Annotated in this window: 14 protein-coding genes; 4 read left to right on the top strand and 10 right to left on the bottom strand. The window is 74.0% G+C overall.

Annotated features, from left to right (window positions below; all coding sequences use genetic code 11):
- Positions 1-81 precede the first annotated feature (81 nt).
- The 4 genes from BGK67_RS06395 to BGK67_RS06380 all read right to left on the bottom strand — a co-directional run bounded on the left by BGK67_RS06395 (position 82) and on the right by BGK67_RS06380 (position 3,959).
- A complete protein-coding gene (locus BGK67_RS06395; RefSeq protein WP_069923670.1) occupies positions 82-1,218 on the bottom strand; it encodes an FAD-dependent oxidoreductase in 1,137 nt (378 codons plus the stop codon).
- 19 nt (positions 1,219-1,237) lie between these two features.
- Positions 1,238-2,623: a cytochrome P450 gene (locus BGK67_RS06390; RefSeq protein ID WP_069918990.1), complete on the bottom strand. Its 1,386-nt coding sequence runs from the start codon at positions 2,621-2,623 to the stop codon at positions 1,238-1,240.
- A gap of 133 nt (positions 2,624-2,756) precedes the next feature.
- Positions 2,757-3,434 (bottom strand): HAD family hydrolase, encoded by a 678-nt coding sequence (locus BGK67_RS06385; RefSeq protein ID WP_069918989.1) that lies wholly within the window; start codon positions 3,432-3,434, stop codon positions 2,757-2,759.
- Between the two features lie 45 nt (positions 3,435-3,479).
- Entirely contained in the window at positions 3,480-3,959 is a 480-nt protein-coding gene (locus BGK67_RS06380; RefSeq protein ID WP_069918988.1) for an Lrp/AsnC family transcriptional regulator, read from the bottom strand.
- A gap of 196 nt (positions 3,960-4,155) precedes the next feature.
- Between BGK67_RS06380 and BGK67_RS06375 the strand changes: the two genes are divergently transcribed.
- From BGK67_RS06375 to BGK67_RS06360, 4 genes are all read left to right on the top strand, one after another.
- Positions 4,156-4,749 (top strand): histidine phosphatase family protein, encoded by a 594-nt coding sequence (locus tag BGK67_RS06375; RefSeq protein WP_069918987.1) that lies wholly within the window; start codon positions 4,156-4,158, stop codon positions 4,747-4,749.
- A gap of 77 nt (positions 4,750-4,826) precedes the next feature.
- Entirely contained in the window at positions 4,827-6,338 is a 1,512-nt protein-coding gene (locus tag BGK67_RS06370) for an APC family permease (protein ID WP_069918986.1), read from the top strand.
- A 10-nt stretch (positions 6,339-6,348) separates the two neighbouring features.
- A complete protein-coding gene (locus BGK67_RS06365) occupies positions 6,349-6,780 on the top strand; it encodes a universal stress protein (protein ID WP_069918985.1) in 432 nt (143 codons plus the stop codon).
- 153 nt (positions 6,781-6,933) lie between these two features.
- The gene (locus BGK67_RS06360) at positions 6,934-7,845 is read left to right on the top strand and encodes a methyltransferase domain-containing protein (protein ID WP_069918984.1); all 912 of its coding nucleotides are present in this window, start codon (positions 6,934-6,936) and stop codon (positions 7,843-7,845) included.
- Between the two features lie 135 nt (positions 7,846-7,980).
- On the opposite strand, the gene BGK67_RS06355 is transcribed toward BGK67_RS06360, so the two are convergent.
- The 6 genes from BGK67_RS06355 to BGK67_RS39920 all read right to left on the bottom strand — a co-directional run bounded on the left by BGK67_RS06355 (position 7,981) and on the right by BGK67_RS39920 (position 13,002).
- Positions 7,981-9,348, bottom strand: coding sequence for a cytochrome P450 (locus BGK67_RS06355; RefSeq protein WP_069918983.1), 1,368 nt, complete (start codon positions 9,346-9,348; stop codon positions 7,981-7,983).
- Positions 9,345-9,968, bottom strand: a complete 624-nt coding sequence (locus BGK67_RS06350; protein ID WP_069918982.1) for a GTP-binding protein — start codon at positions 9,966-9,968, stop codon at positions 9,345-9,347. Before BGK67_RS06350 ends, BGK67_RS06355 begins: the two co-directional genes overlap by 4 nt.
- A complete protein-coding gene (locus BGK67_RS06345) occupies positions 9,949-10,308 on the bottom strand; it encodes a DUF742 domain-containing protein (protein WP_069918981.1) in 360 nt (119 codons plus the stop codon). The genes BGK67_RS06350 and BGK67_RS06345 overlap by 20 nt, the downstream gene beginning before the upstream one ends.
- Positions 10,305-10,712 (bottom strand): roadblock/LC7 domain-containing protein, encoded by a 408-nt coding sequence (locus BGK67_RS06340; protein ID WP_069918980.1) that lies wholly within the window; start codon positions 10,710-10,712, stop codon positions 10,305-10,307. The genes BGK67_RS06345 and BGK67_RS06340 overlap by 4 nt, the downstream gene beginning before the upstream one ends.
- The gene (locus BGK67_RS06335) at positions 10,709-12,241 is read right to left on the bottom strand and encodes a sensor histidine kinase (protein WP_069918979.1); all 1,533 of its coding nucleotides are present in this window, start codon (positions 12,239-12,241) and stop codon (positions 10,709-10,711) included. Before BGK67_RS06335 ends, BGK67_RS06340 begins: the two co-directional genes overlap by 4 nt.
- 404 nt (positions 12,242-12,645) lie before the next feature.
- Positions 12,646-13,002: a SpoIIE family protein phosphatase gene (locus BGK67_RS39920; RefSeq protein ID WP_069918978.1), complete on the bottom strand. Its 357-nt coding sequence runs from the start codon at positions 13,000-13,002 to the stop codon at positions 12,646-12,648.
- Between the last annotated feature and the right edge of the window lie 592 nt (positions 13,003-13,594).

The raw sequence follows: 13,594 nt of genomic DNA, 5'->3' as shown, positions 1-13,594 counted from the left end.
GCCCCGCCGAGGCCCGGCTCCGGCTGGACGGCGTGCGCGTGGGGGAGGGCCATCGACGGACCGCAGGCCGCGGCTCAGGACTCAGCCCACGCGCGCTCCGACCGGCGCCCGAGCCGGCTCCCCGACCGGCTCTCCGGCCCGTTCGCGGGCAAGCAGCCTGCGGATCTCGCGGACCGCGGCGCCGCCCGCGCGGTTGGCGCCGACGGTCGAAGCCGACGGGCCGTAGCCGACGAGGTGGACCCGCTCGTCGCGCACGGCCCTGGTCCCCTCCACCCGGATGCCGCCGCCCGGCTCGCGCAGGCGCAGCGGCGCCAGGTGGTCGACGGCCGCGCGGAACCCGGTCGCCCACAGGATGACGTCCGCCTCCACCCGGCTGCCGTCCGCCCAGGCGGCGCCCGAGGGGGTGATCCGGTCGAACACGGGTCGGCGGTCCAGCACCCCCGAGGCGAGTCCGGCCCGTACGGCCTCGTTCAGCGGCAGGCCCGTCACGCTGACCACGCTCAGCGGCGGCAGCCCCAGCCGGACGCGCTCGTCCACCAGGGCGACCGCCGCCCGGCCCTCGGCCTCGCCGAAGCCCCCGTCGTGGAAGACGGGGGGCCGCCGGGTGACCCAGGTGGTCTCCGCGGCCACCTCCGCCACCTCCAGCAGATGCTGCACCGCCGAAGTGCCGCCGCCCACGACGATCACCCGCGCGCCGGCGAACTCCTGGGGGCCCGGGTAGTCGGCGGTGTGCAGCTGCCTGCCGCGGAAGGTCTCCTGGCCGGGGTAGCGCGGCCAGAACGGCCGGTCCCAGGTCCCGGTGGCGTTGACCAGGGCCCGGGCGGACCAGGTGCCGGCCGAGGATTCCACCAGCAGCCGCCCGTCGGCGCCCGCGCGGACCGCCGAGACGTCCACGGGCCGCCGTACGCGCAGGCCGAAACGCTCCTCGTAGGCATCGAAGTACTCCCCGATCACCTCGGAGGAGGGCCGCAGCGGGTCGGCGCCGGTCAGTTCCATGCCCGGCAGGGAGTGCATCCCGTGGACCCGGCCGTAGGTCAGCGAGGGCCAGCGGAACTGCCAGGCCCCGCCGGGGCGGGGCGCGTGGTCCAGGACCACGTGGCCGATCCCCGCCCGGGCCAGGTGGTAGGCGCTGGACAGGCCCGCCTGCCCGGCGCCGACCACCACCACGTCCACTGCCGCGTCCGCGTCCAAGCCCGCACCCGCGCCGGCATCCCGCATCAGATCGTTCACGGTTCTACTAACTGCGGGGCGTGCCCGGATCTTCCCCGCCTGCCGAGCGCAGCGTCGCCCGCACCGGTCCGGCCGGCTGCAGGGTGAGCCCCGGGAGAGTCCCGGCCCGCTCGCTCCCGCTGTCCAGGTGGAACCGCTGCCCCAGGACCGCCAGAACGAGCGCGGCCTCCACCAGCGCGAACCGCGCGCCCAGACACGCCCGCGGGCCGCCGCCGAAGGGTATCCAGGCGTGTTCGTGCACGGGGTGCGGGGCATCCGCGTCCCACCGCTCGGGCCGGAAGGCCTCCGGGTCCGGGAACCAGCGCGGGTCCCGGTGCATCGACCACGGGCTGATCCACACCCGGGTCCCCGCGGGCACCCGGCGCCCGCCGATGCTCGCCCCCTCCCCGGCCACCGCCGAGATCAGCCAGATCGGCGGATAGATCCGCAGCGACTCCTTGATGACCTGTCGGGTCCAGGGCAGGCGGGCGTAGTCGTCGTACGTCGGCAGCCGCCCGCCGAGCACCCGGTCCAGCTCCTCGGTCAGCCTGGCCCGTGCCCCGGGCGCTCCCGACAGCAGCTGCCACGCCCAGGTCAGGGTGGTCGAGGTGGTCTCGTGGCCGCCGATGTAGAGGGTGATCGCCTCGTCACGCAGCTCCTTGCGGGACAACGGGGCGCCGTGTTCGTCGCGGGCCGCGAGCAGCCGGCTCAGCAGGTCGTCCCGCTCGGCCCCGGCCGCCGAGGCCGCCTCGTGCTCCCGTATGACGTGGGCGATCTCCCGGTCCAGGACGGCCACCGCCTCCCGCATCCGGCGCCGCCCCGGCGTCCGCACCCACGGCGGCAGGAACAGGGTGACGCCCCGGAACTCCGCCCCCAGCTCACGTTGAGCCGTGGCCATGGCCGCGCTGATGGGCGCCTCCCGGCCGGCGGCGTCGCTCCCGAACAGCGTGCGCACCGCGATCCGCTGGGTGAGTCCGGCCATCTCCCGGTGCACGTCGATCCGCTCGCCCGCGCGCCAGCTCCGGGCCAGTGCGTCCGCGCGCTCCACCATCGTGGCGGCGTAGGCGCGCACTTGGCGCGGCCGCACCGCGGGCTGGACCAGGGCCCGTTTGCGCCGCCAGTCGTCCCCGGTGGCCACGACGACCCCGTCGCCCAGCAACTGGTGGAAGGCCCAGCCCAGTTCCACCGGCTGGAAGGTGCCTTCGACGGCCCCGAGGAGTTCGCCGGCGTGCTCGGGCCGGGAGACCAGCACGTTGCGCTGCGGCCCGAGCGCCCACGGCACCCAGTCCCCGTAGTCGTCGCGCAGCGACTCGAAGAAGGCCAGCGGGTCGCGGGCGAAGGCAGGCAGATTGCCGAGCAGGGGCCACTGGCGCGGCCCGCTCCCGGCGCGCCGGGGCAGCGTGGTGGCGGTCACGCACGCATGGTGGCAGCCGCCGTACCAGGGCACCAGAGGGCCGCGGCGCCGGCCTGCAGGCAAGCCGTCCCCGCGCCGGCCTCCCCGGCAAGGCCGCCCCCGCGCCGAACGGCCCTCCGCTGCCCGGCCGGGGTCAGGCCGCGCCGCGCGCCGCCAGCCAGTCGTAGGCCGCGTCCGTGGTGAACTCCCGCTGCCCGCCCGGGAAGAGCAGTCCGGCCTGCGCGAACGCCTCGTCGTGCGCGGTCTGCGCCACGTACGGGACCGCCACGCAGCCCATGCCGGCCGCGCGGGCGGCCAGCGCGCCCGGCGCCGCGTCCTCGACGACCACGCAGTCGGCGGGCTCGGCGCCCAGCCGACGGGCCGCCTCCAGGAAGACGTCCGGGGCCGGCTTGCCGTGGGCGACCTCCTCGGCCGAGACCACCGTCGTCAGCAGGGCGTCCAGCCCGGTACCGGACAGCACCGCGTCGATCGCCTCGCGCGAGGAACCGGAGGCCACCGCCATGGGCACGCCCTCGGCGCGCAGCCGCTCCACGAACTTGCGCATCTCCGGGAAGACTTCCGTCCCCGTGCGGGCCAGTTCCAGGTAGACGGCGTTCTGTTCGGCGAGGAGCTGCTCCACCGGCGCCCGGAGCGCGTACCGTTCCTTCAGGATCTCCAGCGTCTCCAAGGTGCCGATGCCGATGAACCGGGAGTGCTGCTCCCAGGTGAACTCGCGGACCCCGTGCCGCTCCAGGGTGCGGCGCCCCGATTCGTAGTAGTTCGGCTCGCTGTCCACGAGGGTGCCGTCGAGATCGAATATGACGGAGATCATCCGTTGTGCCCGTCCTGCCGGTCGTGTCCTGTCCATACCATCCTGTCAGGGTTTGCGGGCGGCCCGGCCCACGGCCTCGACCAACGGCAGCAACCGGTGCGCGACCCGCTCGCGCAGGGCCACCTCGGTACGGGTCCGGACCACTCCCGGCAGCTGGATCAGCCGCTGGATCACGTCCTCCAGGTGCGCGTTGTCCCGGGCCGCCACGCGGGTGAGCAGGTCCCCGCCGCCGGTGATCGAGAAGGCCTCGATGATCTCGGGGACGGCCGCCAGCGCCTCGCCCACGTCGTCCAGGTGCCCCTGGGTCACCTCGATGTGCACGAAGGCCAGTACGGGATGCCCCAGCGCGGCGGGGGAGAGCGAGGGCCCCGTCCCGGTGATCACCCCGGTGCGCTCGAGCCGGTCCAACCGGGCCTGGAGCGTGCCGCGGGCGACGCCGAGGATGCGGGCGTACTCGCGGACGCTGGTGCGCGGCTGCTCGATCAGCAGGCGCAGGATCCTCGTGTCCAGCTCGTCCACCGCCATGCCGCGACTGTACCAATGGCCCAGTTCCCCCGGTGTGCGGCCGCGGCAGCGCCCGGTGGACCACACCCCGCGCCGCCAGGGCCCCGTCCCGTGGACGGACCCACCGCACGCGCACCCACCTGCATGAGGCCCGACGGTGACACGCCCGGCCCGGCCCTCGGCGCCGACATGCCGCTCAGGGCCTAGGGTCCGGAGGATGAGCGACCTGCTGCTGGTGAGGCACGGCGAGACGGCGTGGAGCGCCGACGGGCGGCACACCGGGCGCACCGACGTCCCGCTGACCGCGCGCGGGGTGGAGGAGGCCGTCTCCCTGGCCCCCTACTTCCGGGACCGCCACCCCGCGCTGGTGCTGACCAGCCCGCTGCGCCGGGCCGTCGCCACGGCCCGGCTCGCGGGACTCGCCGGCGGGGTCACCGACCCCGACCTGTACGAGTGGGACTACGGCGGCTACGAGGGGATCACCACCGCGGAGATCCGGCGGACCACCCCCGACTGGTCCCTGTGGACCCACGGGGTGCCGCCCGGTGACGCGGAGCACCCCGGCGAGAGCGCCGCCCAGGTGGGCGCCCGCGCCGACCGGGCCCTGGCCCGGATCGCCCCGGTGCTGCGCGCCGGCGGCGGCAACGTGGTCGTCGTCGCCCACGGCCACTTCCTGCGCGTCCTCACCGCCCGCTACCTGCGCCTGGACCCCGAGGAGGGCCGGCTGTTCCTGCTGCGCACCGGCACGGTCAGCGTGCTCTCCACGGAGCACGGGCTGCCCGTGATCGCCGGCTGGAACACCCGCCCCTGACCGCGGGCCGGCCCCGCCCGTAGCCCGCCCGCCCCTCCCGCCTCGCGCGGCGGCCGAGGGCGGGCGACGATGCCTACATGGCCGAAGACAGCGCGGACCGCGGCGGCCCGCAGGCCGCCGCCCCGGAGCCGGGCCTGAAGGCCAACGCGATCGGGTTCCTCGACGCGCTGGTCATCGGCCTCAACTCCACCTCGCCCGCCTACTCCCTGGCCGCCGTGCTCGGGCCGATCGTGGCGCTCGTGGGGATCTACGCGCCGGGCGTGATGCTGGCCTCGTTCGTCCCGATGCTGCTGATCGCCGCCGCCTTCTACTACCTCAACAAGGTCGACCAGGACTGCGGGACCACCTTCTCCTGGGTCACCCGGGCCATGGGCCCCTGGGCGGGGTGGCTCGGCGGCTGGGCCATCGCCATGACCGGCGTGCTCGTCATCGGCTCCCTGGCGGACGTGGCGGTCAACTTCGGCCTGCTCGCCGCCGGACTGGACGACTGGGCGGCCAACGACGTGATCCGCCAGAGCCTGACCGTCGCCGTGATCCTGGCCATGACCGCCGTCTGCGTCATCGGCACGGAGCTGTCGGCCCACCTCCAGGACATCCTCATCCTCGCCCAGGTCTTCTTCCTCCTGACCTTCGCGGTGGTCGCCCTCTACCGGATCTACGCCGGCACCAGCACCCTCGACGCGATCGAGCCGTCGATCGGCTGGCTCAACCCCTTCGGCGCCGGCGGCGCCGCGCTGACCGGCGGACTGCTGCTCGGCGTGTTCATCTACTGGGGCTGGGAGTCCGCGGTCAACCTCACCGAAGAGGTCCAGGACTCCGCCACCGCGCCCGGCAAGGCCGGCATCTGGTCGACGGTGGTCCTGCTGGTGACCTACCTGTCCGTGGGCTTCGCCGTCGTCGGCTACGCGGGCACCGCCTTCCTCGCCGAGAACGCCGCCGAGGAGGAGGCCGTCTTCGCCGTTCTGGCCCACGAGGTCATGGGCGGCTGGGACTGGGTGGTCCTCCTCGCGGTCTGCACCTCGGCCCTCGCCTCCACCCAGACCACGATCATCCCCGCCTCCCGCACCGCCCTGTCCATGGCCCGCCGCCACGCCCTGCCGCCCGGTCTCGCCCACATCCACCCGCGGTTCCGGACCCCGGACGTGAGCACGTGGTGCGTGGCGGGCATCGCGATCGGCTGGTACCTCGTCGTCAACCAGATCAGCGAGAACGCGCTCCTCGACTCACTGACCGCGCTCTCCCTGCTCATCGCCTTCTACTACGCGCTCACCGGCCTGGCCTGCGCCGTCTACTACCGGCGCCACCTGCTGGAGAACGCGCACAACTTCCTGCTCATCGGCCTCGGCCCGGTGCTCGGCGCGCTGCTGCTGAGCTGGCTGCTGGTGGAGTCGGTCGGCGACATGTCGAACCCGGAGAACTCGGCGAGCGGCGCCTCCTGGTTCGGACTCGGCCCGCCCCTGGTCATCGGCATCGCCATCGCCGTCGTCGGCGTGCTCGTCATGTGCTACTGGCGGCTGCGCGACGGCCGGTTCTGGCAGGAGCGCCGCGGCGTGGCCGATCCTGACCTCGTCCACGGCCACAAGAGCTGAGGAGTCCTCGATGTCCGTGGTCCTCGGATACGACGAGTCGCCCGGCGCGGAGCGGGCGCTGCGCGTGGCGCTGGAGGTGGCCACCGCCTTCGGCGAGCCCCTCGTCCTCGTCTACGGGGCGGCCGCCCCGGGCGCCACCGGCGAGGAGTACCGGGCGCACCGGGAGGCCGTCCGCCAGGCGGGCCGCAGCGCCCTGGCGCACGCCGTGCAGGCCGCGGACGAGGCGGGTGTGCCCTCGACGGTCGAGGTGGTCGACGACAGGCCCGCGCAGGCCCTGCTCGACGCCGCCCGGCGCTACGGAGCCCGCGTCATCATCGTCGGCACATGGGGCGACAGCCCGATCCGCGGCGCCCTGCTGGGCTCCACCCCGCACAAGCTCCTGCACCTCTCTCCGGTCCCGGTGCTGTGCGTACCGACGGAGCCCGGCGGCGAACTGATCTGAGGAGCCGTCACACCCAACCAACTTGGCCGGAAATCGCGCTATTTGGTGTGTGGCTATGCTCAATGCCCAAGTGATCAAAGCGTGTTGTCGATCACGGCTGGGCAGAGTGGGGCGGCCGATCACCCCCCACGTGACCGCAAGACCGGAGAACCGATGGACAGCAACCTCGTCATCCAGCCCCACGCTGGTGGCCAGGCGTTCGACCAGAGCCAAGTGCCGCTCTACTACAGCCGGAAGACGGCTGACATCCTCCACAAATACGGTCCGGGACCGCGGGTCCACTTCCACATGGGCCTCTTCGCTCCCGGCGAGACACCGAACACCACGGTCTCGCAGCGCGTGCTCAAGCGCCGCATCATCGCGTCCCAGGAGGCGATCGTCGAACACGCCGCCCGGACCTGGGGCGCCTACGCCACCCCGCCCGCCAGCCTCCTCGACATAGGCTGCGGTGTCGGCGGCGGCTCGCTCTACTGGGCGCAGGAACACGGAGCCGAGGTCACCGGCCTCACCGTCGCCGCGGAACACGTGCCCCTCATCCGGCGGTTCGCCCGGCAGGCCGGGGTGGGCGACCGGGTGACGCCCCTGCTCGCGGACGTCCACGACTACACCGCGCCGCGCGGATTCGACGCCGCCTACGCCTGCGAGAGCTCCGGCTACCTGGACCGCGAACGGCTCTTCGAGGTGGTCGCCAAGGCCCTGAAGCCGGGCGGCTGGTTCGGGATCCAGGAGCACTTCATCTGCCGTCCCGAGTGGACCGACTTCATCGACGCCTACTACAAGACGCGCCTAGGCACCCTCACCGAGTACATCGTCGCCGCCCGGGCCGCCGGGTTCGAGCTGGAGCAGGACGAGGACCTCACCGACCGGGTCGCCGAGTTCTGGGTCCAGTCCATGGCCTGGAACACCGCGGAGTTGGACCGGATCGAGCACACCGGCGCCCCCGCCGCATGGTCCCGGGAACGACTCCGGGAGTCGACCATCACGCACGGCAAGCTCTTCCGCATCTGGCGCGACCACGCCCTGGAGACCCGGCTGCTGCTCTTCCGGCTGGGCGGGGGGAGCTGACGATGCCGCCCGCTGTACGCCGAGGGCCCCCACCCCCCGTCACTTGGAGCGACACGCCCGCGACCCGGGGGTCGAGCCGCCGCCGGTACCGGCTCTCGCCTGGTGGGGGCAGCAGCTCGACGCCTGACGCGACGGTCAGCGGCGGCGGCGGCCCAGCAGCCGGGCCCACCAGCGGACCCGCACCGCCGGCCGCTCCCCGGGAAGGGGAGCGGCCGGCGCGGCGGCGGCCGCCGCGGCCGGTGCCCGCGTGCTGCCCGTGACAGAGGTCCCCCGCGGGGTGAACCGCACCGGAAGCGCGACCAGGTGGCGGGACATGAGGGACGCCGTCCACCGCAGCTCGTCCTCGGGGACGGCCAGTTCCAGGTCGGGCAGCCGGGTCAGCAGGGAGTCGATCCCGGTCTCCGCGATGGCCCGGCCGATGTCCGCGCCGGGGCACTCGTGGGGGCCGCTGCTGAAGGCCAGGTGCGAGCGGTTGCCGTGGACGGGCACCGTCAGGTCGGGACGGATCTCCGGATCGACGTTCCCGGCCGCGAGCCCCAGCAGCAGCATGTCCCCGGCCTTGATCTGCGCCCCGCCGAGCTCGGTGTCACCGATGGCCCAGCGCCCCAGGATCGTGGCCATCGGGGGCTCGTCCCACAGGACCTGCTCCAGCGCGTCGGGCAGGGGCATGTGGCCGCCGGCGAGGTTCGCGCGGAACCGCCGGTCGGTCAGCACCAAGCGCAGGGTGTTCGCGATGAGGTTGGCGGTCGTCTCGAACGCCGCGATCATCACCAGGCGCAGGTGCTCGACGATCTCCTCGTCGGCCAGTGAGGTCGGGTGCTCGGCCATCCACGTGGTGAAGTCCCGGCCGGGCACCGCCCGCTTGCGCAGCACGAGTTCGCGCAGGGTGGCCGTCACGTACGCATTGCTGGCGACGGCCGTCTCGGTGCCCTTGAGCATGTCGCGGGCGGCCTCGACCAGGCGCGGGCCGTACGAATCGGGCGCCCCGACCAGCTGGGTCATCACCAGCATCGGCAGCGGCTCGGCGAAGTCCGCGACGAGGTCGCCCTGCCCGGCCTCGACGAACTGGTCGATCAGCTGATCGGCGAAGCGCTTGACGTACCGCCGCACGCCGCGCCGGTCGAAGCGCTCCAGCGACTCGGTGACCGCACCGCGCAGCCGCTCGTGCTCCGCACCGTCGACCAGGTGGCACACGGGCTGCCACGCGGTCATCGGCGTGAGCGGGTGGTCGGCCGGAACCCGGCCCTCCTGCTGGTCCCGCCAGCGGCGCGGGTCCCGGGAGAACCGGGACGGGGTGCGGGTCACGTCCAGGTTCTCGCGGTGGCCGAGCACCAGCCAGGCGGGCAGGTCGCCCTGGACGAGGACGGGGGCCACCGCGCCGTGCTCGGCCCGCAGCTTCTCGTACAGGCCCATCGGGTCCGCCTCGGCCTCGGGGCCGTAGAGCCGGTGCGCGGGACAGCCCGGCGGCGGAGTCGAAGCGGCGGGGGAGGGGGAAGGGCTCACGATGCCTCCGGGGTCACGGCGAGGGAGTGCAGATAGCGCATCAACGTCATCAGGACGTCACGGCTGGAGTCGCGCCGCCGGGCGTCGCAGAGCACCAGCGGGACGGCCGCGGGCAGGTCGAGGGCGCTGCGCAGTTCCTCGACCGGGTACTGGGGCGCGCCGGGGAAGGAGTTGACGGCGACCACGAAGGGCACTCCGCGCTCCTCCAACCGGCCGATCACGTCGAAACTGACCTCCAGTCGGCGGGTGTCGACCAGGACCACCGCACCCAGCGCGCCCTCGAACAGGCCGCGCCAGAGGAACCAGAACCGCTGCTGGCCGGGGGTGCCGAAGAGGTACAGCACCAACTCCTCGTTGATGCTGATGCGGCCGAAGTCCATGGCCACGGTGGTGGAGGTCTTGCGCTCCACACCAGCCGTGTCGTCGACGCCGACCCCGGCCTGGGTCATCGTCTCCTCGGTGGTCAGGGGCCGGATCTCGCTCACCGCGCCGACCAGGGTCGTCTTGCCGACCCCGAAGCCGCCGACGATCACCACCTTGACCGCGGCGGCGGCCGTGGCCGGCAGTACGTCCTCGCGCCGCGGCCCGGCGGGCGACACCTCAGAGCTTTCGAAGTCCATCGATCACTGCCTCTATCAATGCCAGGTCGGGGAGTTGGGCGCGGGCGACGGGTGCGCGGGAGAGCACCTGGCCCGACGTGAGCAGGTCGTCGATCAGGACGGTGACCACGCTCACCGGCAGGCCGAGGTACGCGGAGATCTCGGCCACGGACAGGGGCGCCTGGCACAACCGCACGATCGCCGCGTGCTCCGGCTGCATGCCGGGCCGCGGCCCCGACTGGGCGACGATCAGGGTGACCAGGTCGAGGCCGCTGGGAACCGACGGCCCGCTGCGACCGCCCGTGATGACGTAGAGCCGCTCGGGGCTGCCGTCCTCCCAGGTGGCGCCCGGCTCCCTCACGCGGTCTGCCGGTCGCTGCGCGGCGGGCTGCTGAGGTGCTCTCCGATCCGCGCCACCAGGTCGCGCATGCGCTGGCCCATCAGGCCCGCGTCGACGCCCTCGTCGGCCAGGACCGCCAGGTAGGCGCCGGCGCCCGCCGCCATCAGGTAGAAGAACCCGCCGTCCATCTCGATCACGACGAGCCGCATGCGGCCGTCGCCGTTGGGGAGTTCGGAGGCGACCGCGCCGGCCAGGCTCTGCAGTCCGGCGCAGGCGGCGGCGAGCCGGTCGGCCGTGTCGGTCTGCGCACCGTACTGGGCCATGCGCAGGCCGTCGGCGGAGAGCACGATGACGTGCCGGGTCTGCGGAACGCTCTCGGCCAGGTCCTTGAGCATCCAGTCCATATTGGTCTGCAGCTGACTCATGGCTGTTCCCCCTTGCTCGCCACGGCCGGCGAGGTGTCTGTGGTCTGGCTTTCCGCGGTGTGGCTCCCCGCGGTCCGGCTGTCCCCGGACAGACCGCTCTGGAAGGCGGCCAGCCACATGCCGGGCTGTGCCTCGGTCCGTTCCGGGCCCTCGGCGGTGGTCCGCCCGGCGGCGGTGGTCTCGTCGGGGGCCGTGGCACGCGCCTTGCGGCGGCGCTGCGGCAGCCCGTTCATGGTCCGTTCGGTCACCAGGGGCACCTCGTCCGCGTCCGCCGGGACCAGCGGGCCCGTGGCCGGCCGGGGCGGCTGCGCGGGAGCGGCCGCCGGTTCGAGGGCCGCACGGGGCCCCGAGGAGGTGCCGATGCCGTGGGCGACGCCGGTCGCGGTCGAGACGGTGGTGATCAGCCCCTGCGGGACGACGAGGACGGCCCGTACGCCGCCGTACGCCGAGGAGCGCAGCGAGACCCGGAAGTCGTACGCCTGGGAGAGCCGGCCGACCACGGCGAGGCCCAGCCGCGGGGTCTCGCCCAGGTCGGTGAGGTCGATGCCCTCCTGCGCCTGGCGCAGCATGCGCTCGGCCCGCTTGCGGGCCTCTTCGCTCATGCTCAGGCCGCCGTCCTCGATCTCGATCGCGATGCCCGAGTTCACGTCGACGGCGGTCAGGTGGACCTTGGTCTGCGGCGGGGAGTAGCGGGTGGCGTTGTCCAGCAGCTCCGCCAGCGCGTGGATGAGCGGCTCGACGGCCGGGCCGACCACGGCGACCTGCGAGACGGAGTGCAGCTCCACGCGCTGGTAGTCGATGATCCTGGACATGGCGCCGCGCAGCACGCTGTACAGCGGCACGGCCTTGTTCCACTGGCGGCCGGGCCGCGCCCCGCCGAGCACGGCGATGGAGTCGGCGAGCCGGCCGATCAGCGCGGTGCCGTGGTCGAGCCGGAGCAGATCGCCGAAGACGGCCGGGTCCCGGCCGTGCCGGTCCTCCATCTCCCGCAGCTCCTGGGCCTGTTGGTGCACGATGGCCTGGACGCGGCGGGCGATGTTGACGAAGGCGCGCTGCGCCGAGTCGCGCAGGTCCTCCTCCGCCACCACGGCGTCGAGCACCGAGCGCAGCACCGCGTGGTGGGCGGCGCGGAAGGCGGGGGTCAGACCGGGCTGGTAGGTGCTGGCGTCCTCAAGAGAGGCGAGCACGTCCTCGGGGAACTCGCCCTTGCGCAGGCGCGTCACCACATCGGGCAGCAGCGCCTCGGCCAGCCGCACCGTCTCGGTCTGCTGCCGGGACAGGGCCGCCTCCTGCACGGCCACCGTGGCGCGGAGCGCCGCCACCGCCTTGCCGCGCCGGGCCGCCTCACCGCACGCGAGCGCGACGGCCACGAAGGCCGCCGCACCGAACCACGCCACGGGCGTGCGGGCGGGGGCCGAGACCAGCGCCACGGTGACCCCCGTCAGCGCGGCGGTCAGCAGCGCGGGCAGTGCCCAGATGACGGGTGAGGCGGGCCCTGGACTGCCGGGCGACGATCCCTCTCGAACCATCAGAACCCTCAAACGATCGGATGCGAAAGATCATTGGACAACAGCCCGGGATCTTATCCGTTCCGCGCACGGCACTTGACAGCAGGTCATGATGCGGACCCCACACGTGAGTTGGCGCCGAGCGCCCTGTCCTGAAATGGTGCCGAGCCCGACCGGCCGATCCCGCGCGGCCGCCCCGCCGTCCGCGCCGCCAGGCCCCGTGCGACGCCTGCCCGCCGCCCGGGCACGACCCCGTGCGGGGGCGGCCCGGCCTCCCCGAGATTCGGCTGGATTTCATCGGGTGGCCGGAAGGGCGCCGCAGGCTCACCTGCCGGCGTGCGGCGCCGGCCGGGGACGCGGGCGCGCGGCCAGGACGGCGACGTCGTCCTCGGCGTGCTGCGCGTCGAGCCCGTCGCAGACCGACGTCACGATGTCCTCGACCGGCGCCCCGGCGCCGTGCCCAGGCCGGCGAGCCTGGCCAGGGAGGTGTCGATGCCCTCGCCCCGCCGTTCCGCCAGGCCGTCCGTGTACAGCAGCAGGGTCTGGTCGGCGGAGATCGGCCGGCCGAGGGCCTCGTAGCCGCCGATGCCCGTACCCAGCGGCGGGCCCACGGGCACGTCGAGCAGCCCGCCCGTGCCGTCGCCGCCGAACATGGCGGGCGGCAGGTGGCCCGCACTCGCGTACAGGGCGATGCCGCGCGCGGGATCGATCCGCACCAGCAGGCAGGTCGCGGGCCGCCGCCGGTCGTCCGCGGTCGCCAGGGTGTCCAGCCGGCGCAGCACCCGGTGCGGGGCGAGTTCGGTGGAGGCGACCTCCCGCAGGATGGAGCGGTACAGACGAGGGCCCGTTGCAGGTCGAGCGCCGTCTGCTCGGTGGCCGTCTGGCGCCGGGCGTACCCGATGTGGACGCTCGCGAGCCGCGCCGCGAAGCGCAGCGTGGCGATCTCGTGGTCGCCGAACGCCTCGCCGGCCCGTACGACGAGCAGCCTGCCGTACGCCTCGCCCCGCCCGGCCCGACCAGCGGCACCGACGCGAGGTACACGGGCCGGCCGCCGGTTCGCCCGGTCCGGGTCTCCACCCGGTGGCCGGCCCGGCGACAGGACCATGCGAACCCGGACCCGCCCGCCCGAGCCGGTCCGTTGGCACCCCCATGGCCGAAGATCACGGCCGTCGACCGGGCCAATGGCCCACTCAGACGGTGCCGAGTTGAGCCAGTGTGCCCCCAGGTGGTTATCTGTGTCGTATCCATGTACTTACGGCGCCGCGCAGCGCCGGGCGGCAACGAGGCCGGATCCGGAGCGCGGCGCCTTCGCCGTGCCCGTTCACCGCCCACCACCCCCGGGCGGCACCGGGCCGGCGCGCACCACTGCAAGGG

Origin of the sequence: Streptomyces subrutilus, assembly GCF_001746425.1 — a bacterium.
In the GTDB taxonomy this organism is placed as follows: domain Bacteria; phylum Actinomycetota; class Actinomycetes; order Streptomycetales; family Streptomycetaceae; genus Streptomyces; species Streptomyces subrutilus_A.
Note: the sequence above shows the minus strand (reverse complement) of the source record. Positions and strands in the feature narration are given on the sequence as shown.